We start from the raw sequence: 25047 nt of genomic DNA on the forward strand, positions 1-25047 counted from the left end.
TAGCGCGTATAATCAGGGTAATTGTCCCTTATTTTAGACACTCTATGCAATTTTCTGAATTTGATCTTGATAACAAGCTACTCGATGCCATTAATAAAATGGGCTACGAGACGCCAACCAGCATTCAACAACAAGCTATTCCTGAAGCACTACAGGGGCGCGATATTTTAGCATCTGCGCCTACTGGTACAGGTAAAACAGCGGCATTTTTAATTCCGGCTATTCAGTACTTACTGGATTTCCCACGTCGTGATCCTGGTTTTGCGCGCGTCCTCGTTATGACCCCGACTCGTGAGTTGGCTTATCAAATTCATGAACAATGTGAACTGCTAGCTAAACGCACACACCTAAAAATTGGTGTAGTAACAGGCGGTATTAACTACGGCACGCATAAAGAAATTTTTGAAAAAAATAACGATATTTTAATCGCCACACCAGGTCGATTAATGGAATACCTAGAAACCGAAAACTTTCATGCTGAACACGTAGAAATGCTTATTATCGATGAAGCAGATCGCATGTTAGATATGGGTTTCAAAAAAGAAATGAGCCGTATTTGTGACGAAGCTAAAAATCGTCGCCAATGTTTTTTATTCTCAGCAACACTCGAAGGTGACAGCGTAGAAAGGTTTGCTGAAAAAACATTAAACGACCCAGCTCTATTAGAAGCTGAATCGTCACGTAAAGAAAAAGCTAAAATTCACCAGTGGGTACATTTAGCCGATGACTATCATCATAAACTAGAGCTTTTAGTAAATACCTTAAATGGTCCAGACGTGACTAAAGCAATTGTGTTTGTTAAAACCCGTGAGCGTTTAGAAACACTGATTGGCGAGCTAACCAATAACGGCGTTAAAGCAGCTTGGTTACGCGGCGAAATGCCACAAGACAAACGTATGAAAGCCATGGAAAACTTTCACAGTGGCAAAACACGTATCTTAATTGCGACCGATGTAGCTGCACGTGGTATTGACGTATCTGACATTAGCCACGTTATTAACTTTGATATGCCGCGCACTGCCGACGTATACGTACACCGTATTGGTCGTACTGGCCGTGCTGGTAAAAAAGGGATTGCAATATCATTAGTTGAAGCACACGACATTGGTATTTTGTATAAAGTAGAGCGCTACGTTGAACAAAAACTAAAACGCCGTGTAATTAAAGGTGTTGAGCCACAGCATAAAGAAGCTAAGCCACCGGCTAAAAAGCGTAAAGATCCAGTAAAAATGAAAGCCAAGAAAAAGGCTAAGGTTAAAAAGAAAAAGTAACCTAACATATTTTTATTCTAAGCCGACTTTTGTCGGCTTTTTTAATGCAAGCCTTACAGGCTCTGGTGTTTGTACCTGTTACATATGTAACCCAAGCATGTAACTCATACTCATTTAAATGTAATTTTTGCCCACCTTAATTCCCACTTAATAAAATTACCTTATATTTCATAGCGTTAATATTGGCACCGAAATTGTAACTACAAAGATAACCTAGCCGATGGAATTTCCATTTTGTGGCTGCACTATTCACCGTAATGTAAGGATTAAGTTATGAACCGCTTCAAGTTAACTATCGCTTTAGTATCATTTTGTTGTTTATTTTTATTAGCTTGCGCTACAAAGGTAAGTGCAGCAACCAACATGGCCGTAGTAAGCAGTGTAGCCACTCAACCTAACCTACAACAAACTATCACCAACACCCTACGAACTAACCCTAACCTAGCGTTAAGTGATATTCGTGTGCAGGTAAAAAATGGTGAAGTAGATTTATACGGTGAAGCACAAACTGGTTTTCAGCGCGCACTGGCTCAAAAATTTCTAGAAAATATAGATGGGGTTAAAATCATTCGCAACAAAATTAGCGTTATTTAATACGCACCACAAAACCTATTTGTATAACTAATTCATAAGCGCGGCTTGTTACTCCAACACAAGCTGCGCTTTTTTATATTCTGTTTTAAGGCAAATTTTGCAGCTGTGAAGAAGATAAAATAAAGCCTAAGCAATACGATTATTCCTCCCTCTAAAACGATAGCTCACACTTATCCTTAAGAAGATAGATTTAGAATTGACGCTAGCGTGTTTGTCTTTGCTCTTTTAACCCTTAAGTTAACCCAATTGATACTGAAAAAGCTTACACAGATTCTTTAGCCGACCTAACGGGCTTAAAAAGGATGATTTATTTAGTTATTGAAATAGATGAGAGCGTTATTTCAGAGTGTGCAGCAAGGCAGTAAAAAAATCGTTGGGTAAACACTAATCTTACTTGTTAATACTCCCATGGCCAAACGCAACTAATCAGAATTGATATTCAATAAACACAAACTAGATATTTAAACTTTTAGCTAATAATCCGTTTATAAAAAAAAGCGCAATTTTACTCTGTAAAAATGCGCTGTTGGTAAGTAACTATTTCCCAATGCTTTTGCCTAATGAGTTTTAACTAAATTACTCACTTTGGCTAGAGTCAGCACCGTCGCTACTGTCTTTATTGGATGACTGCTGGCTTATTTTATCGCTTATCATGGCATCGAGTTTTTCACCGCCTTTAATGCCAAAATCTAAAGTACGAATTGGGAAAGGAATACTAATATCAGCTTCATCTAGTGCTTGCTTAACGGCAACAACACCTTTGTGGCGTACCGTCATAAAGTCAGGCTCGCCTGGGTATTTAATCCAAAACCACACCAGTAAGTTAATGCTGCTGTCGCCAAAACCTTCAGCGTATACAGCGGTTTCGTCTTTACGTATTACAAAGTCAAATTCGTTAATTTTATCGACTATAACGTCTTTTGCTTTTTCTATGTCGTCGCCATACGAAATACCTACGGGTACTTCTATACGTCTTATACCTAGCGTGGTGTAATTTTTTAGCACATTTCTAAATAAGACTTTGTTTGGTACAAGTATTAGTTGCCCGTAAAAACTCTCTATTAGCGTGTTACGTAGGTTTATAGAATGCACCGAACCAAACACATCATCGGTTTCTATTACATCACCTGTTTTAAATGGCTTACGTACACCCATTGCTATACCTGCAATTAGGTTTTCGGTCATGTCTTGAAACGCAAAACCAATGGCTAAACCCACAATACCCGCACCAGCAAGTAGCGAAGTAACGGTGCCTTTTAAGCCAACAAAATCGAGCGCAATAAATAAACCTATGCACAACACAATAACTTTAAATATTGACGCCATTAAATCGGCAATTTGTGTTGAGTCGAGAGAGCGGCGCAACACGTTTTTCATCAGCTTGCCAGCAAAGCGTGCCAATATTGAAAATACTATGGCAATTACAATTGCCACTATAAAATTAGGGATATGGCTGATAACAACATCAAACCACCCTCCGAGCTTTTCCTCTATTAGCTTTTCGGCTTCGCCAACTGACGGAATACTGATCATTTTGTTTGCACCTATTTAATTAATAATCTCATTAATATTAGATATAGTTGCAAATATAACGCCAGTATCAAAAAAGCCATGCAATGCATGGCTTTTCAATTGTTTATTTAAGCTTATGACCTAATTTTGTTCGTCGCGCATAAATACCGGCTCAAGCTCTTTAACTGTTGCCTCAGGGCTAAAGTAATAACCTGCTACCGTAAACTCTTTAAGTTGGCTTAATTGCGTTAGTTTATTTTCGATAATGTAGCGCGCCATCATGCCGCGTGCTTTTTTAGCGTAAAAGCTAATTACCTTGTATTGACCGTTTTTACAGTCTTTAAAGTGTGGGGTAATAATTTGTGCATTTAATGCTTTTTTATCTACCGCTTTAAAGTATTCGTTTGAAGCAAGGTTAACTAAGTATTGCGCGTCTTGTGCTTTTAATACTTCGTTTAGTTTGTTCGCTATTACGCTGCCCCAAAACTCGTATAAGTTTTTGCCACGCGAGTTTTCAAGCTTGGTGCCCATTTCAAGGCGATAGGCTTGCATTAAATCAAGTGGTTTTAATAAGCCGTATAAACCTGAGAGAATACGCAAATGGTTTTGTGCGTAATCAAGCTCGCTAGCTTTAAGCGTACTTGCATCTAAACCGCCGTATACATCGCCATTAAAGGCAAGCACTGCTTGTTTAGCATTACTTTGTGTAAACGGCTGTGCCCACTCACTAAAGCGTGCTGCGTTAAGCCCAGATAGCTTATCGCTAATTTTCATTAAACTGCCAATTTGCGCTGGTGTTAGTTCACGGCATACTTTCATGAGCTCTTCGCTGTGCTCTAGTAATTCAGGCTGAGTGAACTTGTCTGTTGCGGGTGGCGTTTCGTAATCAAGATTTTTTGCAGGTGAAATAACAGTGATCATAGTTAGCTATTGACTTGTAATTTATTTAGTGTCAATTTCAACATTAAATGAAACGAAAAGCACGTTTTGTTTAAATAAATCCTCTCTTAATAACCCATGCATTGCCGTTTTTCTATTGATAAGGACATAAGACCTATCAAGCATTGTCACACTGTTGCAGTATGGATTGTATATATTAAGAGTGATTAGATTTTTCTTTTAACTTGCTTGGAATGAGGAAAGCAAATGACTTCAGCTCTACAAAGGCTAAAACAACATTCATCTATCGTAGCCGACACTGGTGATATTGAAGCTATTAAAAAGCATCAACCAGAAGATGCAACTACAAACCCGTCGCTTTTATTAAAAGCGAGCGAGATTGAAGCATATAAGCCTTACCTAGATAAAGCTTGGAGCTATGCAAAAGAAACCGAGCAAGAGCCAGCTAAACAACTTGAACTAGCATGTGATTACTTTGCCGTGTTACTTGGTAAAGAAATTAGTGAGATTGTACCTGGTTATATTTCTACTGAAGTAGATGCACGCCTTTCGTTTAATACGCAAGCTACTATTGATAAAGCACATACCCTACTTAGCCTTTACGAAAAAGAAGGTGTAAGCAAAGACAAAATTTTAATCAAAGTAGCGTCTACGTGGGAAGGTATTAAAGCCGCTGAGCAACTAGAAAAAGAAGGGACTAAATGTAACCTTACTTTATTATTTAGCGATGCCCAAGCCCGCGCATGTGCCGATGCAAACGTATTTCTAATTTCGCCATTTGTTGGTCGTATTTTAGATTGGCATGTTGCTAACGGTATGGAAAAACCAACCGATCCGCTACAAGATCCAGGTGTTCAGTCTGTACGCAGCATTTTTGAATTTTACAAACGCCATGACTACAAAACAGTTGTGATGGGTGCAAGTTTCCGTAATACAGGCGAAATTATTGCTCTTACTGGTTGTGACAAGCTAACTATTAGCCCTAATCTTTTAGAAGATTTAGGTAACCTTGAAGGCGCACAGGAATACTTGCTAGAAACAGATATTCCTAAAGAGCCAAAACCAGAGCCACTTACAGAAGCGCAGTTCCGTTGGTTACATAACCAAGATGCTATGGCTACTGAAAAACTGGCTGAAGGTATTCGCTCTTTTGCTGATGCACAAGAACAACTAGAAGCGCGTTTTAAAGCAATGTAATTTGCTATAATCGTGTTTTAAAAACGTCGCAATAGCGGCGTTTTTTTATGCCTAAAATAGGCTACTTCTCTATTTAACCTTCATATAATCTTCGTATAAACCTTCATCAATTAATCACACTTATGTAACATAACTGTCACTTTTTTATTCTATTTTAACTAGGCCTGTGGTATAGGTATTCTTGAGGTCAATAAAATCAATAGGAGAAGTTCATGGATAGCCTAAACGATATATTAGAGATATTAGAAGGACCAGATACAACAAGGAAAACCTCTCAGAAAAATAAAAAAAGAAAATGGCGTGAAATAGAAGCAATAAAAGATAAACAGCGCCTACGTAAAGAACTACAAGAACTAGACTACTTTACAGACAGTATTGCAATTGATGAGCTCGATTTTTAATTCAATACGCCCCAACTAAACAAAAAGGCTTCCACTATATGGAAGCCTTTTTTAACGGTTTAAACAATTTGAGTTCTTTGGAATAAATTAGATTTGCCAGTTAATTGGCTTATCTTTTTGGGCTTGTAATAGCTCATTCGTTTTTGAAAAATGCTGACAGCCAAAAAAGCCTCTATGCGCCGAAAGCGGTGATGGGTGCGGCCCTTTTAAAACATGATGGCGAGCGCTATCTATGCCTTTCCCTTTTTTTTGTGCATGTGCACCCCATAAAATAAATACCACACCTTCGCAGTGCTTATTAATATGCGCTATTACATTATCGGTAAATTGCTCCCACCCTAAATGCTTGTGAGAATGCGCTTGCCCTTGCTCAACGGTCAATACTGTATTGAGTAAAAACACGCCCTGAGCTGCCCAGCTTTGCAGGTAACCATGCTCAGGAATAATAAACCCGCTGATATCGACAGCTAACTCTTTGTACATATTTTTAAGTGACGGCGGCAGCTTTTTTACATCAGGCAATACCGAAAAACACAAGCCATGCGCTTGCCCTTCTCCGTGGTATGGGTCTTGTCCTAAAATTACAACGCGGATGTCATTTAGTGCTGTGGCATCAAAAGCACTAAATACTTGAGGTTCAGGCGGATAAACAGCAACACCTTCATTGCGGCGATTAGCCACATACTCTAACGTTTGCTGCATGTAAGGTTGCTGTAATTCACTTTCTAAAAATGTAGCCCAATCGCTCATTGTGTACTCTTAATCTGGTTACGTGATGCGTCTATTTTATCACACATATCCGCGAGTCCATCTAGCATGCGCGGAGTAAAACGATGTAATAAATCGGCATTTACGCTAATAAATTGATCGTTTTTAACTGCAGGCACTTCTGGCCACTTTTGCCAATTAACAACCGGCTGTGGCGTTTTTGATTTTTCATCAGGGATAATAATAACTTGTGGCTTAGTAACAATGACATTTTCGATACTAATTTGCGGGTAATCTGTAACGCTCTGTGCAAATACATTACTTACATGGCATGTTTCAATCAGCTGATTTATCCATGTGTTTTTACCTACCGTCATCATAGGCTCAGCCCATAACTGATAAAACCCGGTAATATTTTTTTTATCTTGCTGGCTTTTAATAATCGCGTTTAGTTTTTGTGTAAATGCGCTTGCCGCTTGTTGGCTTTGCTCAATATTCCCTGTAAATTCACCAAAAGTAAGTAACTCGTCGGCTACACCAGCGATTGTGGTGGGATTACTCAAATACACTTTTATACCTAAACGCTCTATTTGGGCTAAATCTTCGCTTTGGTTTCCGCTTTTCCACGCAATTACTAAATCAGGTTTAAGCGCTAATACTTTCTCAAGCGAGATGCCGTAATAACCCCCTATGCGCTCAATACTTTGGGCTTCACTTGGGTAGTCGGCGTAATCAACAGTGCCCACAATATTATCGCCCGCCCCTATGGCAAATAGGTTTTCGACTATATGTGGTGCAAGCGCGATTATTCGCAGTTTTTTAGAATCATTAACCTGCTCTGCAAGTGCACTGCCCGATACACTAAAAAGCAGTAGCCCAATAAAAAACGCTTTAAACATTAGTAATCAAACCCTTCGAGCGCTTTTATGCCTGAGTCGAATGCGTGTTTTACATTACGCACTTCGCTTACTGTGTCGGCAAGGTCTGTTAAAGTACGATGCGCTGCACGCCCTGTAATAATAACTGACTGCATTGGTGGGCGGTTATTAAGCGCTGTTACCACTTCATCTAAATCAACGTAGCCGTAGGTCACCATATACGTAAGCTCATCGAGTAATACTAAATCAATACTGCTATCTGCAAGCATGCGTTTTGACTCTTGCCATGTTGCTTGGGCGGCTGCAGTATCGGCTTCTTTATTTTGCGTATCCCAGGTAAAACCGGTGTTCATTACAACAAACTCAACGCCTGCACCTTGTAATAGATTACGCTCGCCACATTCCCACGTACCTTTAATATATTGGCAAACAGCTGCTTTTTTACCATGCCCAACGCAGCGTGCTACAACGCCAAAGCCCGAGGTTGATTTACCTTTACCGTTACCGGTGATTACCTGAAAAATACCTTTTACATCTTGTGCGGCGGCAACACGTGCATCCACTTGTTCTTTGACTTTTTGTTGGCGCTGCTTATGCTTATCGTTGTTTTGTTCAGTCATTATTGTGCCCTTCATAAATCGAGATAATTTGCTGTATGTTTAAATGCGTTTCGCACATGGTTGCTAATCGTTCTAACTGCTGCTCGCGATGAGTGGCAATACTAATTGGGTTAATTGAGGCGCTTGGTTTTACCCATTTTAGAATTTGCGATGTAGCATCGGCTTCATCAAACAAGCCATGTAAATAAGTGCCCGCAATGGCGTTATCATCGCTAATAAAGCCATCGAACATAAAACCATGTGGGTGGCTTTCATCAAAGGTTAAAAATGGCTTATTAAGCGCTGCACCTTGGCTAATCCCTGCATGTATTTCGTAACCGCTACAGGGTGTTTGTTGGTTATTTAAAAGCAGTGTAGCGGTTATTTTAGTTAATACTTTTTGTGTTGTTAGCGTGGTTTCAAAATCGCACAGGGCAAGTCCATTTACTTGTTTTAATGATGACTCAATACCCTCGGGATCGTTGATTGTATTGCCTAGCATTTGCATGCCGCCACAAATACCAAGTACTTTACCACCATAGCGTAAGTGGCGTTTAATTTGAGTGTCCCAGCCTTCATTTTTCAAAAAATTTAAATCGCCCAATACGTTTTTACTGCCTGGAAGAATTATCAGATCAACGTCTGGGATCGTTTGCGTATGGCGCACATAATTTATATTAATGTTTGAATGCAAACGCAGTGCATCAAAATCGGTGTGGTTACTAATGTGGGGAACAAGTAGCACTGCAATATTAATTGTGGCGTTGGTTACGTTATTATCAATTGCGACGGCGTCCTCAGCATCAAGCGCAAGGTCGTGCAAATAAGGTAATACGCCAAGCACGGGTTTGTTTGTGTATTCTTCAAGCCAATCTAGCCCGCCTTGCAGCAAACCTATATCGCCTCTAAAGCGATTTATAACAAAGCCTTTTACGCGCGCCTGTTCTGACTCGCTTAGCAAAGCAAGCGTACCTACCAAGTGTGCAAATACGCCGCCTTTATCAATATCAGCAATTATAATTACTGGGCAATCGACCTCTTCGGCGTACCCCATATTGGCAATATCGTTTTCACGCAGATTTATTTCAGCAGGGCTCCCAGCCCCTTCAACAAGGAGTAAATCAAAACGTTTAGCTAAACGGTTATGTGAGGTTATTACTGCATCCATCGCCACTTTTTTATAGTCGTGATATTTGCCCGCTTCCATATTGCTAATGGCTCTTCCGTGAATAATCACTTGTGCGCCCGTATCGCTATTAGGTTTAAGTAATATAGGATTAAAGTCTATTTCGGGCTCTACTTTAGCTGCTATTGCTTGCAAAGCTTGCGCACGACCAATTTCGCCGCCATCTTTTGTTACTGCGCTATTAAGTGCCATATTTTGTGGTTTAAAAGGCGCAACCTTTACCCCACGCTTAGCAAACACCCTGCAAAGGGCAGCAACTAGGGTACTTTTACCAGCATCAGATGTAGTGCCTTGCACCATTAAGGTTTTCATGGAATTACACCCTTCGCTTTCTAAAAAACAATAAACTCAAAAAGAACACGCTACCAATAGCAGCGGTTATAACACCTACGGGCAATTCTTGGTTTTTTAGCAATGAGCGCGAAAGTACATCAACCCACACCATAAATGTACCGCCCACTAAGCTGGTTACTAGCAATCCCGCGATGGTGCCTTGGGAGATAAAAAAGCGCACAATGTGCGGTACCATTAATCCTACAAACCCAATACCACCACACATAGCCACCAACACAGCGGTAATTAATGAGCTCAAAACCAGCATAAGTACTCTAAAACGCTGGACCCTAACACCTAATGTAATTGCGCTTTCATCGCCCAGTAACATAGCATTGAGCTGCCTTCTAAAGCTCAGCATTACAAACGTACACAATGTAATTACCAATAAAGGCAACCAAAGCGTTGCCCACTGCGCACGTGCAAAGCTGCCCAGTGTCCAAAATAAAATAGCGGCTACCGCCTGAGGGTCGCTCCAATAAAGCAACAAGCTGGTAAATGCACTAAATAAAAACGACAGAGCAACGCCAGCTAATAACATTGATTCTACCTGTGCACTTTGCTGCCTACCTGCAATAAGAATTAATAAACTCATAGCGAGTAAGCTACCTAATAACGCTGCTGCCGATAACATAAAACCTGCGCTAATGCCTGCTAATGCCATAAGTAACACCACCCCAAATGAGGCGCCCGACGATATACCAAACAAGTAAGGATCGGCTAAAGGGTTACGCGTTACCGTTTGTAAAATAAGCCCCGCAATTGCTAAGCCAGAGCCTGCTAAAAAGGCGAGTAATGTGCGTGGCATTCTTAGTTCAAAAATAATACGCGTATTAAAAGACGCCTCATTTGAGAGTAAAAAGCTATTAAATACATCTTGAAGTGAGGTCTCTGCTGCACCAAAACTAAGTGCTGCAAATAAGCTAAATAAAGCAGCTGCAGCACTGATGAATAGCGCAAGTGAGTGGCGAGTATTAACTGCGCTCATATTATTCGTAACCATAAAAGTAAGTGATATGAGGGATGCTATTTCCCGACTTCGATATTTGCGGGTGATTATTTACTTGGGCGCAGACACCAAAAACGTGGCCTAGCATGTTTTCGGTTAATACCTCACTTGGCGTGCCTGTATGTGTAATTTCACCATTTTTAATAACCACTAGTTCATCGCACATTGCAGAAGCTAAGTTTAAATCGTGAAACGATGCAAACACCGTTACACCCAACGATTTAGCAAGCTCCATTACCTGTATTTGGTATTTAACATCTAAATGGCTAGTTGGTTCGTCCATTATTAACAACTGAGGTTGCTGGACTATGGCGCGGGCTATCAAGGCACGTTGCTTTTCACCACCCGAAAGTGACTCAAAGCTTTGATCGCTATGATCTGCCAACCCTACAGTGTTGATAGCTTGGGTAATTTTTTGTTTATCAATGTTAGTTACCGAGCTAAATAGCGATTTATGAGGCGTTAGCCCAAGCGCAATAACATCAAATACGCTTAAGTTAAATTGCGACGGGGTTTCTTGCAAAACAACCGCTACTTTTTTTGCGTACTCATCGCTTTTTAGCTGCCAAATATCGGTGTTGTTAAACTCTACAACGCCATCACTGGGTTTATTAAAACGATATAAACAACGCAATAAGCTCGATTTACCTGCGCCATTAGGTCCAATTAAACCAACAAATTTACCTGTGGTTATTTTAAGGTTTATTTTTTTGAGGATCGTTTTATTGCCAATACCCCACGATACGTTTTTAACGTTTAGTAATGGTATATTTAATGGCGTTTGAGTGTGCAATAGTCAGTCCTAGATAGGGTCTGTTGATCTTTCAAGGTTAAATTTGCAACAGTCTGTTTGGTATTTAGGCAAGGCAGAGCCTATGTAGTGTGGTTATTCCCCATAAATGGGCGATAACGTAGCATTAATGCCAAACAGGCGCTGCCCAAAGGGTTCTTCCTAGGGGCTATTTACTCTTTGTTGCTCGGTTTTTACTTATTCTTACATGGATGTAAGCCAGTAGGGTAACGCAGGAGCAGTTACCGAGCCCACTAGGTTACAAACCTCGCGCCGCGATTAAATAGCCCCTAGTTTGAACAAATTTTAATCCGCAAAGTTCAACAGACCCTAGGTTAAACTCACTAAAAATGCGATAAAAATACTAATGCACTACAAGAAAAAATGAGTAAACCCGCTCGTTAAAAGAATTCATACCAATTGCATTAAATTAGTGATTTATTATAGCGACAAATAAATAGCTTAATAACAAGGCGGAAATTATGACATATACTTGTTCTATATGAATAATTTTTAACGAAGTTAGTAAGTTATTTAATTCGCTAGAAAGATCATGTTTTTAATAAAATTGGTATTATACCATTTGTATCTGACTTAAAGCTTTGCGCTAATTACAGTTGCGGGAACAGTCGAGGACTCGCACCTCATTCCAAATGAAGCTCTATTATGGGCGGCTAAGTAAATAATTTAAAGCAAAAAAAACCGCACTCAAAAGAGCGCGGTTAAAAAGGGAGTGTTTTAACTAATTTAGCGAATAGTTAAAACTTGTATTCCATACCTAAGCCTACGTAGTCTTGGTCAACGTTGTTGTCCATATCGAAGCTTGAGTAAAAGCCAAATACTTTAATGTTCTTATTTAATTTGTGATCAAGACCAACTGATATTGCTGACTTATCGTCGCTGTCGTCAAAGTCCATGTCTTGGTATTGTACTTTAAATGTGTTGTTACCCATGCTGTAAGCTGCATTTAATAGATAACCATCCGCTTCTGCGCTGCCGTCAACTTTTTCTTGTGTTTGGTACATTGCACCTAGCTTAAAGTTTTCAACTTTACCTTGGATTGACGCGCGTACTACATCGTAGCCATTTACTTCACTATCGGCTGCGATAGAGGCATATACTGCGCTCTTTTTAAGTGCCACGTCACCGTAAGTAACCGCCATTGAGTAACCGTTATCAGCGTCTACATCATCTTCAGCGACAAAAGTAGCAAGTACTTTAAAGCCTTCGTATGAGTTTGATGAATAACTAATAGTATTCCCTAAACGGTTTTCACCTTTAAATACATTTTTAATATCGCCTTCAAGGTCGTTAAACAAGTCTAACTTACCTTGAGATTGTTTAAGCGCAGTATCGTTACGACCAATAACCACTTGGCCAAACGCACCTTTTAAACCAACGTATTGGTTACGCGCAGAAATATTGTCGTCGTTATCGCCTTTTGAATCAGCATCAGACACATCAACTTGAAACTCAAACTTATATACCGCTTCTAAACTATCATTTATTTTTTCAGAACCTTTAACACCAAGACGAGATGCATTACTTTTTATCTCAGTAAAAGACCCTTCGCCGTCATCAGATGATTGCACTGTTACATTTGCTTTACCGTAAATGTCTACATCGGCAAGTGCATTGAAAGATAAACCACTTAATAGTGCTAAGCATAAGCTCGATTTTACAAATTTCATGTTATTTCCTTGGATAATCACAAAAGACTAATTTTTAAAACTGCTGCATTTTGTCACCGCTAAATGACAGTAATATTACAATGGAAATATTAATGTCTTTTTTTATTAATAAAAATGCATTAAATGTGAAATCAAAATAACATGAAAGTTTAATAAGCGGCCGAACTTACTTACTTTTCTTTAATGACAAGCTTGGGGTCATTTGCGATAGTAAATTAACTAAGGTTTCTATTAACTCTTTTTGCTCGTTGTCTCTGTGATACGCTATAAACACGTCTCGCGAGGTATTTTCTACATCTTTAACATGAAACAGTTCACCTTTTTCTAAATGCCCTTCTACCAATACTTGAGGTATAAATGCACTGCCGCCACATTGCAGTATTAAATCAAGTGCAATACGTCCTGTGCTGGTTCTAAAATAAGGCGGTGTTTTACCGGTAAACTGACGCGCATGCCAAAGTGAGAAAGTAGTTCCCCAATCAACATATACATACTGATTATCAAAAAAGTTTTCGTTCGTTGCAGTGTCGTATCCGCTTACGGGAATGATTGGCAACTCACAGATTCGCTCTACCATTAACTCGTCTACTTTTGGTGGATCAAACAATATTGCCAAATCAAGCGTGCGTTCTAATAACAGCCGAGTGCTTTCTTGTTGTGCTTTAACTTCTGCGACTAATGACACGCCCGGCATCGCTGATACAATATTTGTTATACCAAACTGTAAAAAAGCATCCCAAATATTGGGCGTTCCTGCTAAGCTAATTTGCTTATGCATATTATCGGCAAGCGCAACATCCACTTTGGCACGTTGCATGCCCGTAATAATCATTTGTGCATGGGGTAATAAACGCTCGCCAGGTGCTGTAAGTTGAATGTTATTACGCTGGCGAATAAACAAATTAACACCAAGTCCTTGCTCTAATTGGCGAATTCTAAAGCTCACTGCAGACTGCGTAATATAAAGGTTTTCGGCCGCTTTACCAAAGTGACGCGTACGCACTACCTCAACGAATGTTTTTAATAAATCGATATCCAATTTTTTATCCTCACGATAAAAATAATTTGTTTAATAAATTGCCAAACTTGCATCATACTCCAGCTAATTACTAAGGTATGAGGATAAAGCTATGAGCAATAACATTTCATTACTACGCCAAGCATTTGTTAGCCAACGTCAATTTTATGATGATCAAAACTTTCCACGAGGCTTTAGCCGCAGCGGAAACTTCACCTTATTAGAAGCCAGCATACTTGAACAACACGGAGTTGTTTTAAAAGGCTTATACAGTAAAACAATTGAGCCGCAAAACGAACACCAAGAACAGTTTGTAGCAGTCGTAACTGGCTCACAAGAACCTACCAACCCAATCGAACGAGCTTGGGTAAAATACTTAAAACTAACGACCTGCAAAACTAAGTTTCATACTTTATTTGGCCGTTCAAAAATGTCGAGCCCGGCACCGATTAGCCAAGAGTATTATTCAGAAGCGGATAATCTGTAAGTACTTAAGTTATTTGCTTTTTTGCGTTTTAACAGTTACAACTTGTATAAGCAAATATTTTTGCAAAATATATATAGGGTTGTTCCGTGACGCGAAAAATACTAATAGTTGAAGATACACCTGCCATGGCGCGAGTGCAAAAGCACATCGCGCTTAAGGCTGGTTATGAAGTTGATATAGCTGAGTCATTAGCGCAAACAAAAGAGCTTATAAGTAAAAATAGCTATTTTTGCGCTGTAGTTGACTTCATATTACCTGATGCCCCATCTGGTGAAGCTGTACCTTGTACTATTAATGCAGACATTCCAACTATTGTAATGACAGGCAATATTGATAAAAAAACCCGCGACACTGTAGAAAAATACCCAATCATCGATTACATCATTAAAGAAAATAAACAAGCTTATCAGTACCTCGAAAAACAATTACAGCGCCTGCCTCGCAACGAAAATGTAAAAGTACTCGTTGTTGACGACTCTAAATCGACCCGACGATACATTTGTAGTTTATTAGTGCGCCATAAATATCAAATTATTGAAGCGCAAGACGGACAAGAAGCGTTAAACCTACTTGAAGCTTCACCTGATATTTCAGTTATTATTACTGATAATGAAATGCCCAACATGAATGGCGATGAACTATGTAGCGAGATTCGCCGCTTATATAGCAATGATGAAAAAGCTATTATTGGTATTTCGGGTTCTGACTCTATAGGGCTTTCTAGCTTATTTTTAAAAAATGGCGCAAACGATTATTTGCACAAACCTTTTAACAGCGAAGAGTTTTACTGCAGGCTTAGTCAAAACGTCGATATGTTAGAACTTATAGCCACCATAAGGCGACAAGCCAACACGGATTATTTAACTAATTTACCAAATCGTCGTTACTTTTTTGAAGAAGCTGAAAAATCATTAAAGCAAATAAAACATACTAAAGGTGATGGTGCTTTAGCTATGCTTGATATTGATCACTTTAAATCAATTAACGATACATACGGGCACGATGTTGGCGACGAAGTATTAAAAGGGCTCTCTATTTGCTTCAGTAAATACTTTAAAAAGCACTTAGTAGCGCGCTTAGGTGGTGAAGAGTTTGCAGTTTATTTTATAGATGTAGATAAACAAGAAGCCCTTAAACGCCTTGAAGGCTTTAGGTATTTTATAGAAATGAATAGCCAAGAGTTTAGTAAAGCTAAAATAAAATTCACCATTTCTATTGGCTTTGCAAACGGGCCTGTTTATCAAATTGATGAACTTTTAAAACAGGCCGACTTAAAGCTTTACGACGCTAAAGAATCTGGTCGTAATAAAGTAGTTAGTTAACCATTTTATTAGTTAATTATACTTCTGCGGCTGTAATAGCCGCTTTTTTACGTTTGCGTGATTGATGGTAAGAGTCCCAACTAAAAATAGCCAGTGCACTCCAAATGCATGCAAATGTTACTACACGCTCTGCATCAAACACTTCACCATAAAACACCACAGCTAGTATAAACATTAAGCTTGGCCCAATGTATTGAAAAAAGCCAAGTGTAGTATATTGCAAACGCTTAGCTGCACCGGTAAAACACAGCAGTGGTAATGTAGTTACAATACCTGCACTAATCAGTAGTACATTAGTATGCCAATCGTTAGCTGGCAGGCTTGATGTTGCTGTAGGCACCATTAACCACCAATAAATAAGTGCAACAGGCAGTAATATAAGTGCTTCGAGTAAAATGCCAGGCAAGGCTTCAACCGGTAACTTTTTACGTAATAAACCATAAAGTGCAAATGATATAGCCAGTGAAAAGGCAACTACCGGAAACGAGCCAAAACTAATTAGCTGCAGCACTACACCGCTAAAGGCAAGGGCTACTGCTACGCCTTGGAATTTACGCAGGCGTTCGCCTAAAAAAAGCATACCCAGTAATACATTTAAAAGAGGATTTATGTAATAGCCCAAGCTTGCATCAAGCATGTGGTTATTATTTATAGCCCATATAAATAAACCCCAATTAAACCCAAGCAGTGCAGAGGTTATAACAAGCATAAGCAAAAGCTTAGGTTGAACGATAATGCGTTTAATTTTACCCCAATACCGTAAAACACTTACTACCAATACTAAAAACACAACCGACCAAATAACCCGATGCATTAAAATTTCAAAAGCAGAAACATGCTGAATCAACTTAAAGTATATTGGCGCAAGGCCCCACATTAAAAAAGCAAGACAAGCAAAAATAGCACCTTTACGCTGCTCAGTATCAATCGACATAATAAACACTTAGTGATTTAAAAGGCCGCTAGTTTACTTGCCATACGCGTTTTATCCAACTAAATACGTGCCGGTTCCAAAAGCAATTTGAACAGACTGTTCGTTATGTAATTCCATTCTGCATACACATACTTTATTACCTGAACGAATAAGTGTTGCGCTGGCAGTAAAGCTCTCTCCTTTACCAGGGCGCAAATAATCAGTACGTAAGTCGATAGTCCCAAGCGTGGCTAATTTTGTTTGCACACTTGTGATATCTAAATCGGTGAGTTTATCAATTACACTTGCTGCAGCGAGCATACCGCCTACATTATCAAGTACGGCTGAAATAACACCACCATGGAGTATTTTTTGCGCAGGATTACCAATGAGTACATCCTGCCACGGGAACGTAATTTTGGCCTGTTCAGGGCTTAACGACTCAACCGATATTTTTAAAAACTGGTTAAACGGCATGCCATTTACAAATAACGCGCCCACTTGTTCAATTAACATTTCTTTATTCATTATTATTCTCTATGTCAAAACAGGTAAGATGAGTAAAACATACATAGTGTAAAACTACGAGACTCCACTTAAATAATTTATCAAGTAACTCAGCTAAAGACATCTCACTAAAAAACCACTAAAATACCCGCCAATGAATACATCAACTCCACCTTCGAGCACCCTTGTGCGTAAACCCGAAACTGTCCTCAAACAAGTGTTTGGCTACAGTGAATTTCGCGACGGTCAAAAAGCAGTTATTGATGCCGCTATTAACGGCCAAGATTCGCTTGTATTGCTTCCTACTGGCGGCGGAAAATCGGTGTGCTACCAAATCCCTGCTTTAGTACTCGAAGGCGTAACCATTGTTATATCTCCGCTTATATCGCTAATGCAAGATCAGGTAACGCAACTGCAAGCTCTTGGGGTAAAAGCCGCTTACGTCAATAACAGCTTAGCACGAGAAGAACAGCAATTGGTGTATCAACAGCTTCATCAGGGGCAAATTAAGCTCTTATATGTGGCGCCTGAAAAAGTATTACAACGCGAATTTTTAGAGCGTTTATCACATTTAAATGTGAGTTTATTTGCTATTGACGAAGCGCACTGTGTGTCGCATTGGGGTCATGACTTTAGACCTCACTACTTTCGCTTAAACGAATTAAAGCAACGTTTTGCACATGTCCCAATGATGGCATTAACCGCCACCGCCGATAAAGCCACACGGTTTGATATAGTTGAGCAATTAAAACTACAACAGCCTTATATTCATACTGGCAGCTTTGATCGCCCCAATATTCGTTACACCATAGAAGAAAAATTTAAACCTATGGTGCAATTGCTTCGCTACCTAAAGGAGCAAAAAAGCCAAAGCGGTATTATTTATTGCACCAGCCGTAAACGCGTAGACGACATTGCTGAAAAGCTTGCAGATGCAGGACTAAACGCTGCCGCTTATCATGCTGGTATGAGTAACGAGCAACGACAATTTGTACAAACCGGGTTTGCCCGTGACGATATACAGATAGTGGTCGCAACCGTTGCTTTTGGCATGGGCATAAACAAGCCTAATGTGCGTTTTGTACTGCATTACGATATTCCAAAAAGTATAGAGTCGTACTATCAAGAAACAGGTCGAGCTGGGCGAGATGGACTTGCCGCAGAAGCTATAATGTATTTTGACCCAGCTGATATAGGTCGCGTAAGGCGCTTTTTTGAAGACATAGACGACGAGCAACGCCGCCGCGTAGAAGAACAACGCTTTAACGCAATGGCAAGCTTTGCCGAAGCGCAAACATGTCGTCGTCAAATATTACTTAACTACTTTAGTGAATATCAACGCGAACCTTGTGGCAACTGCGATATTTGCTTAAATCCGCCAAAAAGCTTTGATGGTACGTTAGTCGCCCAGCAAGCACTTTCGTGTGTGTACAGAGCGGGACAACGTTTTGGACTTGGTTATATTGTTGAATTACTTCGCGGTGCAAACACGAGCCGCATCCGCGATAATAATCATCATGAGTTAAGTACCTACGGCATAGGTAAAGATAAAAGCAGTGAGTTTTGGCTCAGTATTTTACGCCAACTTATTCATCAAGGCTTACTTAGCCAAGATATAACACAAGGTGCGTCACTTAGATTAACAGAAGCCGCGCGTGTAATTTTAAAAGGTGAATACGCACTGCAATTAGCCGAGCCACGCCTGCAAGCCAAACACGTTTATCAAGATAAGTTAGCGCAATTTAATTACGACAAAAAACTCTTTGCTCGCCTGCGCGCACTTCGTAAAGAACTTGCTGATGCCGACGATGTGCCACCTTATGTAGTATTTAATGATAAAACGTTAGCCGAAATGGCGCAGCTTATGCCAACAAACGACAGTGAATTTTTAAAGGTCTCAGGTGTTGGTTTTACTAAGTTAAATAAGTACGGCGGCGAATTTTTAACGGCAATTCGACATTACCTAGCTACTAATTAAGAGCATTATGACCCAAATAGAATATGACCATACACACAAATGTATTTTGATTAATCCCATTGAGCTACCAAACGATGAAGACTTTGAGCTGTGGAGTACATTATTTTTACACTCAGACGAAGTAACACTCAATGAGTACTCTGCAGGCGCCGATCGCCATCAAGTTCGCTTTACCTATAATCATCAAACCTTTAATTTAAACTATGAGCATTACAGCCAAAGCATCTGGATTAATGCCGAAGGTCATGAAGCTGAACACTTACTCGCCGCTTTAGCATTTTATTTAAGCTAGCTTTTAATGCCTAGTGCATAGGTCGCTGCAAACCAGCTGGCTATTAACAAAAGTGAATATGAGTAACAATTAATTAATTTCAAAATCCATACCTTTTACTTACATTATAATAACAATGATGTAAGCTGATATTACGATAGTCATTTGCTACGTAGCAGTAAGAGGTTTAATGGTGAGCAAGAAATGGATAGCACAATGTTGTATTAGTTTAACGGTTTTAAGCTTTTATGTGCCTAATACGTTCGCACAACAATCTTCAATGAAAACTGATAACTGCCTTGTAGAACAGACAGATTTAAGCACAAATAAAAACCTACGCCGAGAAGTTCAAGACAAAACAACCCTCACGCACAGTAATAGTAACGCTAAAATAGCCTCAATAAAGCTCAAGCAACTTAATGTATTTAATACTGAGCTTGAAGAGGAAAATAATGCTTTATTCCGTTTTGCTAATCGCGCTCACATTCAAACAGAGCCCGATGTCATTAATAACCTTTTATTATTCTCCCCAGGTGACAAGTACGACGCTAAAAAGCTCGCAGAATCTGAGCGTTTACTTCGTAAAGAAAGCTACTTATATGATGCACAAATTAGTGCTACCGAAAACTGCGACGGCGACGTTAATGTAGAAGTGGTTACCCGTGATTTATGGACACTTTTACCTGAAGTGAACTTTAGTCGAAGCGGTGGAGAAAACAAATCGAGTATAGGTTTTAGAGAATCTAACCTGCTTGGGTGGGGTAAGCGCCTTTCTTTTTCGCGCACCACTGACAGCGATCGCAGCGGTTACTTATTTGTTTACGACGATCCGAATATTTTATCTACTCGCTACCGAGGCCGTTTAGAATACGCCGATAACAGCGACGGCAAGCGCCATTTGCTTGAGCTAACCTATCCATTTTACGCAATTGACACCCCCTTTAGTTACGGTATTTTAAGCTATTCTGAGCAGCGCGAAGAGTCACTATATAAACGCGGCGAAGAGTTTAGCGAATTTGATCAAACTACCGATTTAAACCGTGTATTTATAGGACACTCTAAAGCGCTTAATAATAATTGGACCCAACGCTTAACGTTAGGTTATACCGATGAGCAACATACCTTTGAAGCTATAGACACTACATTTGCACCACTTGCCGATGACAGAAGTTTAAGTTACCCCTTTATAAGCGGCCATTGGTTTGAAGATAACTACATAAAGGTGCGCAATTTTGACAGTATATCTCGCACTGAGGATTTAAATTTAGGTTGGAATATTAAAAGCTTAATTGGCTATTCAGATGAGTCATTAAGTAATGACGACAGCCGCGCGGTGTATTCTTTTAACTTTAAAAAAGCCCACTTTACTAACGATAATACCTTATGGCGTTTTAGTGCTGATATTGATGGCTATTGGAATAAAGAACAGAAAAAACTCGAAAACTTTATGGCCACCAGCCAAGTACAATATTATTTAAATACCAGTGAAGACCAATCTTGGTATGTTAAAGCCCGCGTGCAATACGCCAAAAACCTGACTGCGGATCAACAGCTTACTTTAGGTGGCGAAACAGGCCTGCGTGGTTACCCTATGGATTATCAACATGGCGACCGCAGCTTTTTAGTTAATTTAGAAAAGCGCTATTACTGGGAGTACGATTTACTGCAACTATTTAAAGTGGGTGGCGCAGCTTTTGTAGATGTAGGCAGAGCATGGTTTAACGATGAAGATAACGGTGAAAATGCACATGTATTGAAAAATGTAGGCGTTGGTCTGCGTTTGGCACCGAGTCGCGCAAACTCAGGAACCATGATCCACATTGATATTGCCGCCCCAGTTGATAGCTACGATGATGTAGACTCAGTCCAGTGGCTAGTAAGCGTTAAAAACACTTTTTAAATAATACAAACACGTTAAACTAATACCAATTGCATTAAATTGTTATGAAAGCTCAGGACCTAATGTGGAAATAATAGAAGTTTTAGAATTGTTTGCATCACAATATAAGTTAGTTGTAACTATAATCGCTATTTTGGTTTTCCCTCTTCTATTAAAAATAACCAAAAAACTACTCGAAAAAGCGATTAAAGGCAAAGTAGATTTACACCGAAAATACCGTGCAGAGCTTTTACTAAAAATTATACTCGCCTTTGTAGTACTGTGTTTGGTTTTAGTATTTTGGGGTATAGAGCTGCGTGGTTTATTGGTTTTAGGCTCTTCTTTATTTGCCATGTTAGGGGTAGCACTTTTTGCCGCCTGGTCATTATTGAGTAACCTCACCGCATTTTTACTGATGTTTATTCAAAACGATTGCCGCGTTGGTTATTGGGTACGAATTATTGATGGTGCGAATCATGTTGAAGGGCGCATTGTTGAAATGGGCTTAATGAATGTAGTACTTGAACATATTGATGGGCACCGTGTAATTTACCCTAACAATTTATTTGTGACCCGTCCTGTCATGGTTTTGGATAAAGAACCAAAGCCAACTAAAACCCCTGTTATAAAGCGTATTATTGGTCCTAAAAAAACATAGTAAAAAATCATATTCACAAAAAAGCCGCAGTAGTCAAAATACCTACTGCGGCTTTTTAATGCTTAACTAGCCAAAATTAAGACTAGGGCGTGTTGATCTTTGATGGTTGAATTTGCAGCAGTATATTTAGTTTTTAGGCAAGGCAGAGCCTATGAAGTGAGGTTACTCCCCATAAATAGGCGATAACGCAGCATAAATGCCACAAACATGCGCTGCCCTTCGGGTTCTGCCTAGGGGCGATAAACTCTTTGTTACTCGGTTTTTACTTAGCCCACTAGGTTACAAACCTCGCGCCGCGATTTAATCTTCCTTGGATTGAACAAATTTCAATCCGCAAAGTTAAACACGCCCTAGCTATTAGTTATTTAGTTCTGCTGTTTTAAGCTCGTCATCTAAATCATTTATCTCATCAATAAAGTTCTCTAGTTGCTGCTCTACTAAACTATTGTCATTTGCAAAGTAAGCAAGGTGGAATACCGCATCACCTTCATTTACCAATGGCATCGTCTGCTGACCAATAACAATACCGCCTTTAGGCGCTAAAAGCTCAAGCTCAGAATCCCCTAGAGGGCTACTTATATATGCAAGCACTTGCCCTTTAGTTACATGCTCCCCTAGTGATACTTGTGCACGCACAATGCCATCAACCTCTGCACGTATCCAACTAGTCGAACCTGCAATAATAGGATCTGGTAACTTTTTAGGGCGCTTGCCACGGATCATTTTTAAATGGCGCATAACATAATCAACGCCCTGCACACCTGCCGCAATAGCGATAGGGTCAAAGCGTAGCGCTTCGCCTGCTTCATAAGTAATAACAGGTATACCTAAGTTTGCGGCTTCACTGCGTAATGAACCATTACGAAGGGATGCATTTATAACCGCCGGCGTACCAAATGCTTTAGCCATTTCAGCGGTTGCTTCATCTTCTAAATTAGCGCGAATTTGCGGTAAATTAGTACGATGAATAGCGCCAGTATGCAAATCAATAATGTGAGTACAATGTACTGCCACTTGATTAAAAAACATATAAGCCATACGCCCAGCTAATGAACCACGTTCAGAACCTGGGAAACTGCGATTCATATCGCGTCTATCTGGTAAATAACGCGATTTGTGAATAAAGCCAAACACATTCACAATAGGCACAGCGATTATTGTTCCGCGCAGTTGGCTTGGATCTATTTTAGCAAGTAACTGACGCACAACTTCTACACCATTTAGCTCATCACCATGAATAGCCGCACACACCATAAGCACTGGGCCTTCCATTACACCATTAACCACTTCAATAGGAATGTTAAGTGGTGAATGGGTGTAAAGCTTAGCAGCTTCTAAGGCAAGCGTTTTACGCTCGCCTACGCCTACATTTTCTCCTAATAAGGAAAAAGGACGGTTAATTTTAACCTTTGCCACGTGTTGCTGTTCCTTTACTTGAGGCATTTTTTTCGATGAAATCAATCACCATACCTGCAATATCTTTACCTGTTGCTATTTCAATGCCCTCTAAACCCGGTGATGAGTTAACTTCCATCACAAGTGGCCCTCGAGATGAGCGAAGTAAATCAACTCCCGCTACATTTAAGCCCATTGATTTAGCCGCTGCTACTGCCGTTTTACGTTCCTCTGGAGTAATGCGAACTAATGTAGCGCTACCACCACGGTGAAGGTTGGAGCGGAACTCACCTTCTTGTGCTTGGCGCTTCATTGCTGCGATTACTTTGTCGCCTAGTACAAAACAACGTATGTCTGCCCCACCCGCTTCTTTAATATATTCTTGAACCATAATATTGGCTTTTAAGCCCATAAACGCTTCAATAACACTTTCAGCTGCTTTGCGTGTTTCAGCAAGTACAACACCAATGCCTTGTGTGCCTTCAAGTAATTTAATTACAACAGGTGCACCGCCTACCATTTCTAGTAAGTCTTTTACGTCATCGGGTTTGCTGGCAAAACCTGTTACTGGCATACCAACGCCTTTGCGCGAAAGTAACTGAAGTGAACGTAATTTATCGCGCGAACGAGAAATAGCGACTGATTCGTTTACAGGATAAACGCCCATCATTTCAAACTGACGAAGTACCGAACAGCCATAAAATGTAACCGATGCACCAATACGCGGGACAATTGCGTCAAATTCTTTTAAGTTTTCACCGCGATAGTGAATTTCTGGTTGCTCAGAGTTGATATTCATATAACAACGCAATGCATCAATCACTTTAACTTCGTGGCCGCGTGCTTCTGCTGCCTCAATTAAGCGACGTGTTGAATATAGCTTTCTGTTACGAGATAAAATACCGATTTTCATAGTTAAACCTTACGACCTAATAGTTGAGATAAAGCCGGGTCAACGACTATACGATTTTCCATGGCTGTACGCCCTAATAACATTCTAAACTTCATTGTTGCACGGCTTGTTAAAGTAAGCTCGATAGGCCAGCTATGCTCGCCTGCATGTAATGTAGTTTCTATAAAGTAGCGTAGCTCTTTTTGCCCACTTGAGCTGGTTACGTACTTCATTTTTTTAACTTTTGCATTGCAAGTGACTTGCGTTTGTTCATCATCTTGCAGTGGTTGGGCCGTAAATTTAACCCATTTTTCTGAGTCAACTTCGTATTCTTCAATGTTAATTGCATGAATACATGAAGTGCGAGCGCCAGTATCAATTTTTGCTTTTATCTCGTTAATACCAAGCTCAGGTAAACTTAACCACTCACGCCAACCAACTGTGATCTTTGCTGTCATAAATGTGCCCTTAATAAAAAAGTGACTTATACGCTACAGGTCAAAAAACACCAACGAAATAAATTTATCTAGTCGATTAGTAAATTAAATTGATCTTTTTAAGCAACTGGTCACACAATGCACGCCTTGCTAAGCCGTACTTTAATGCCACTTTGCTCAACACAGAGGCTCTGCATATATTTTGCTATTTAAGCTTAACT

Annotated in this window: 25 protein-coding genes and 1 riboswitch; of the genes, 10 read left to right on the top strand and 15 right to left on the bottom strand. The window is 39.8% G+C overall.

All coding sequences use genetic code 11. The annotated features are described in order from the left end of the window. Positions 1 to 44 precede the first annotated feature (44 nt). Together srmB and JG479_RS13695 are read left to right on the top strand one after the other, a co-directional pair. A complete protein-coding gene (gene srmB, locus JG479_RS13690; RefSeq protein ID WP_002961405.1) occupies positions 45 to 1271 on the top strand; it encodes an ATP-dependent RNA helicase SrmB in 1227 nt (408 codons plus the stop codon). Between the two features lie 273 nt (positions 1272 to 1544). Beyond that, on the top strand, positions 1545 to 1865 hold the full coding sequence (locus JG479_RS13695) for a BON domain-containing protein (protein WP_002961403.1): 321 nt from the start codon (positions 1545 to 1547) through the stop codon (positions 1863 to 1865). A 576-nt stretch (positions 1866 to 2441) separates the two neighbouring features. Here JG479_RS13695 and JG479_RS13700 read toward each other — a convergent pair. Both JG479_RS13700 and yaaA read right to left on the bottom strand, forming a co-directional pair. Further along, entirely contained in the window at positions 2442 to 3398 is a 957-nt protein-coding gene (locus JG479_RS13700) for a mechanosensitive ion channel family protein (protein WP_024596180.1), read from the bottom strand. A 120-nt stretch (positions 3399 to 3518) separates the two neighbouring features. Next, positions 3519 to 4298, bottom strand: coding sequence for a peroxide stress protein YaaA (gene yaaA / locus JG479_RS13705; protein WP_200219501.1), 780 nt, complete (start codon positions 4296 to 4298; stop codon positions 3519 to 3521). 225 nt (positions 4299 to 4523) lie between these two features. Between yaaA and tal the strand changes: the two genes are divergently transcribed. Together tal and JG479_RS13715 are read left to right on the top strand one after the other, a co-directional pair. Beyond that, entirely contained in the window at positions 4524 to 5474 is a 951-nt protein-coding gene (tal, locus tag JG479_RS13710; RefSeq protein WP_002961397.1) for a transaldolase, read from the top strand. Between the two features lie 212 nt (positions 5475 to 5686). Continuing rightward, a complete protein-coding gene (locus JG479_RS13715) occupies positions 5687 to 5875 on the top strand; it encodes a DUF3545 family protein (protein ID WP_002961395.1) in 189 nt (62 codons plus the stop codon). Between the two features lie 87 nt (positions 5876 to 5962). On the opposite strand, the gene ung is transcribed toward JG479_RS13715, so the two are convergent. From ung to JG479_RS13755, 8 genes are all read right to left on the bottom strand, one after another. Further along, complete coding sequence (ung, locus tag JG479_RS13720; protein WP_200219502.1) at positions 5963 to 6625, bottom strand: uracil-DNA glycosylase; 663 nt, start codon at positions 6623 to 6625, stop codon at positions 5963 to 5965. After that, positions 6622 to 7482: a cobalamin-binding protein gene (locus JG479_RS13725; RefSeq protein WP_200219503.1), complete on the bottom strand. Its 861-nt coding sequence runs from the start codon at positions 7480 to 7482 to the stop codon at positions 6622 to 6624. Before JG479_RS13725 ends, ung begins: the two co-directional genes overlap by 4 nt. After that, the gene (gene cobO / locus JG479_RS13730; protein WP_007376484.1) at positions 7482 to 8081 is read right to left on the bottom strand and encodes a cob(I)yrinic acid a,c-diamide adenosyltransferase; all 600 of its coding nucleotides are present in this window, start codon (positions 8079 to 8081) and stop codon (positions 7482 to 7484) included. The genes JG479_RS13725 and cobO overlap by 1 nt, the downstream gene beginning before the upstream one ends. Next, entirely contained in the window at positions 8074 to 9558 is a 1485-nt protein-coding gene (locus JG479_RS13735; RefSeq protein ID WP_200219504.1) for a cobyric acid synthase, read from the bottom strand. Before JG479_RS13735 ends, cobO begins: the two co-directional genes overlap by 8 nt. 4 nt (positions 9559 to 9562) lie before the next feature. Then, a complete protein-coding gene (locus JG479_RS13740) occupies positions 9563 to 10567 on the bottom strand; it encodes a FecCD family ABC transporter permease (RefSeq protein ID WP_200219505.1) in 1005 nt (334 codons plus the stop codon). Position 10568: 1 nt separating this feature from the next. Further along, complete coding sequence (locus JG479_RS13745; protein ID WP_200219506.1) at positions 10569 to 11381, bottom strand: ABC transporter ATP-binding protein; 813 nt, start codon at positions 11379 to 11381, stop codon at positions 10569 to 10571. A 560-nt stretch (positions 11382 to 11941) separates the two neighbouring features. Continuing rightward, a riboswitch (cobalamin riboswitch) is annotated at positions 11942 to 12093 on the bottom strand. 43 nt (positions 12094 to 12136) lie between these two features. Next, positions 12137 to 13069 (bottom strand): porin, encoded by a 933-nt coding sequence (locus JG479_RS13750; RefSeq protein WP_200219507.1) that lies wholly within the window; start codon positions 13067 to 13069, stop codon positions 12137 to 12139. A 166-nt stretch (positions 13070 to 13235) separates the two neighbouring features. Then, positions 13236 to 14108, bottom strand: coding sequence for a LysR family transcriptional regulator (locus JG479_RS13755; protein ID WP_200219508.1), 873 nt, complete (start codon positions 14106 to 14108; stop codon positions 13236 to 13238). A gap of 91 nt (positions 14109 to 14199) precedes the next feature. Here JG479_RS13755 and JG479_RS13760 point away from each other — a divergent pair, with 91 nt between their 5' ends. Next, positions 14200 to 14574, top strand: coding sequence for a DUF413 domain-containing protein (locus JG479_RS13760; protein WP_024596244.1), 375 nt, complete (start codon positions 14200 to 14202; stop codon positions 14572 to 14574). An 86-nt stretch (positions 14575 to 14660) separates the two neighbouring features. Further along, a complete protein-coding gene (locus JG479_RS13765) occupies positions 14661 to 15896 on the top strand; it encodes a response regulator (RefSeq protein ID WP_200219509.1) in 1236 nt (411 codons plus the stop codon). A gap of 16 nt (positions 15897 to 15912) precedes the next feature. On the opposite strand, the gene rarD is transcribed toward JG479_RS13765, so the two are convergent. Both rarD and JG479_RS13775 read right to left on the bottom strand, forming a co-directional pair. Beyond that, complete coding sequence (gene rarD, locus JG479_RS13770) at positions 15913 to 16830, bottom strand: EamA family transporter RarD (RefSeq protein ID WP_039488332.1); 918 nt, start codon at positions 16828 to 16830, stop codon at positions 15913 to 15915. A 51-nt stretch (positions 16831 to 16881) separates the two neighbouring features. Continuing rightward, entirely contained in the window at positions 16882 to 17337 is a 456-nt protein-coding gene (locus tag JG479_RS13775; RefSeq protein ID WP_002961375.1) for a thioesterase family protein, read from the bottom strand. 133 nt (positions 17338 to 17470) lie between these two features. Between JG479_RS13775 and recQ the strand changes: the two genes are divergently transcribed. The 4 genes from recQ to JG479_RS13795 all read left to right on the top strand — a co-directional run bounded on the left by recQ (position 17471) and on the right by JG479_RS13795 (position 22102). After that, on the top strand, positions 17471 to 19294 hold the full coding sequence (recQ, locus tag JG479_RS13780) for a DNA helicase RecQ (RefSeq protein WP_024603604.1): 1824 nt from the start codon (positions 17471 to 17473) through the stop codon (positions 19292 to 19294). 7 nt (positions 19295 to 19301) lie between these two features. Further along, positions 19302 to 19586, top strand: coding sequence for a DUF3630 family protein (locus JG479_RS13785; RefSeq protein ID WP_002961372.1), 285 nt, complete (start codon positions 19302 to 19304; stop codon positions 19584 to 19586). 169 nt (positions 19587 to 19755) lie between these two features. Further along, the gene (locus JG479_RS13790) at positions 19756 to 21465 is read left to right on the top strand and encodes a BamA/TamA family outer membrane protein (protein WP_165724270.1); all 1710 of its coding nucleotides are present in this window, start codon (positions 19756 to 19758) and stop codon (positions 21463 to 21465) included. 64 nt (positions 21466 to 21529) lie between these two features. Beyond that, complete coding sequence (locus JG479_RS13795) at positions 21530 to 22102, top strand: mechanosensitive ion channel domain-containing protein (RefSeq protein ID WP_200219510.1); 573 nt, start codon at positions 21530 to 21532, stop codon at positions 22100 to 22102. 357 nt (positions 22103 to 22459) lie between these two features. On the opposite strand, the gene JG479_RS13800 is transcribed toward JG479_RS13795, so the two are convergent. Genes JG479_RS13800 through JG479_RS13810 form a run of 3 tightly spaced genes read right to left on the bottom strand, consistent with a single transcriptional unit; the run spans position 22460 to position 24847 of the window. Continuing rightward, complete coding sequence (locus tag JG479_RS13800) at positions 22460 to 23518, bottom strand: succinylglutamate desuccinylase/aspartoacylase family protein (protein WP_002961978.1); 1059 nt, start codon at positions 23516 to 23518, stop codon at positions 22460 to 22462. Next, entirely contained in the window at positions 23505 to 24410 is a 906-nt protein-coding gene (gene rimK, locus JG479_RS13805; protein ID WP_002961977.1) for a 30S ribosomal protein S6--L-glutamate ligase, read from the bottom strand. The genes JG479_RS13800 and rimK overlap by 14 nt, the downstream gene beginning before the upstream one ends. 2 nt (positions 24411 to 24412) lie before the next feature. Continuing rightward, entirely contained in the window at positions 24413 to 24847 is a 435-nt protein-coding gene (locus JG479_RS13810) for an ATP-dependent zinc protease family protein (protein ID WP_002961974.1), read from the bottom strand. Between the last annotated feature and the right edge of the window lie 200 nt (positions 24848 to 25047).

The sequence above is a fragment of the Pseudoalteromonas sp. LC2018020214 genome (assembly GCF_016598755.1).
In the GTDB taxonomy this organism is placed as follows: Bacteria; Pseudomonadota; Gammaproteobacteria; order Enterobacterales; family Alteromonadaceae; genus Pseudoalteromonas; species Pseudoalteromonas distincta.

Bases quoted from the DNA above. Each gene is read 5' to 3' on its own strand.
- JG479_RS13785 (WP_002961372.1), top strand. From the start codon at position 19,302: ATGACCCAAATAGAATATGACCATACACACAAATGTATTTTGATTAAT.
- yaaA (WP_200219501.1), bottom strand. From the start codon at position 4,298: ATGATCACTGTTATTTCACCTGCAAAAAATCTTGATTACGAAACGCCA.
- JG479_RS13735 (WP_200219504.1), bottom strand. From the start codon at position 9,558: ATGAAAACCTTAATGGTGCAAGGCACTACATCTGATGCTGGTAAAAGT.
- JG479_RS13700 (WP_024596180.1), bottom strand. From the start codon at position 3,398: ATGATCAGTATTCCGTCAGTTGGCGAAGCCGAAAAGCTAATAGAGGAA.
- srmB (WP_002961405.1), top strand. From the start codon at position 45: ATGCAATTTTCTGAATTTGATCTTGATAACAAGCTACTCGATGCCATT.
- tal (WP_002961397.1), top strand. From the start codon at position 4,524: ATGACTTCAGCTCTACAAAGGCTAAAACAACATTCATCTATCGTAGCC.
- JG479_RS13750 (WP_200219507.1), bottom strand. From the start codon at position 13,069: ATGAAATTTGTAAAATCGAGCTTATGCTTAGCACTATTAAGTGGTTTA.
- JG479_RS13740 (WP_200219505.1), bottom strand. From the start codon at position 10,567: ATGAGCGCAGTTAATACTCGCCACTCACTTGCGCTATTCATCAGTGCT.
- recQ (WP_024603604.1), top strand. From the start codon at position 17,471: ATGAATACATCAACTCCACCTTCGAGCACCCTTGTGCGTAAACCCGAA.
- rarD (WP_039488332.1), bottom strand. From the start codon at position 16,830: ATGTCGATTGATACTGAGCAGCGTAAAGGTGCTATTTTTGCTTGTCTT.
- JG479_RS13775 (WP_002961375.1), bottom strand. From the start codon at position 17,337: ATGAATAAAGAAATGTTAATTGAACAAGTGGGCGCGTTATTTGTAAAT.
- JG479_RS13790 (WP_165724270.1), top strand. From the start codon at position 19,756: ATGGTGAGCAAGAAATGGATAGCACAATGTTGTATTAGTTTAACGGTT.
- JG479_RS13715 (WP_002961395.1), top strand. From the start codon at position 5,687: ATGGATAGCCTAAACGATATATTAGAGATATTAGAAGGACCAGATACA.
- JG479_RS13810 (WP_002961974.1), bottom strand. From the start codon at position 24,847: ATGACAGCAAAGATCACAGTTGGTTGGCGTGAGTGGTTAAGTTTACCT.
- rimK (WP_002961977.1), bottom strand. From the start codon at position 24,410: ATGAAAATCGGTATTTTATCTCGTAACAGAAAGCTATATTCAACACGT.
- JG479_RS13695 (WP_002961403.1), top strand. From the start codon at position 1,545: ATGAACCGCTTCAAGTTAACTATCGCTTTAGTATCATTTTGTTGTTTA.
- ung (WP_200219502.1), bottom strand. From the start codon at position 6,625: ATGAGCGATTGGGCTACATTTTTAGAAAGTGAATTACAGCAACCTTAC.
- JG479_RS13725 (WP_200219503.1), bottom strand. From the start codon at position 7,482: ATGTTTAAAGCGTTTTTTATTGGGCTACTGCTTTTTAGTGTATCGGGC.
- JG479_RS13760 (WP_024596244.1), top strand. From the start codon at position 14,200: ATGAGCAATAACATTTCATTACTACGCCAAGCATTTGTTAGCCAACGT.
- cobO (WP_007376484.1), bottom strand. From the start codon at position 8,081: ATGACTGAACAAAACAACGATAAGCATAAGCAGCGCCAACAAAAAGTC.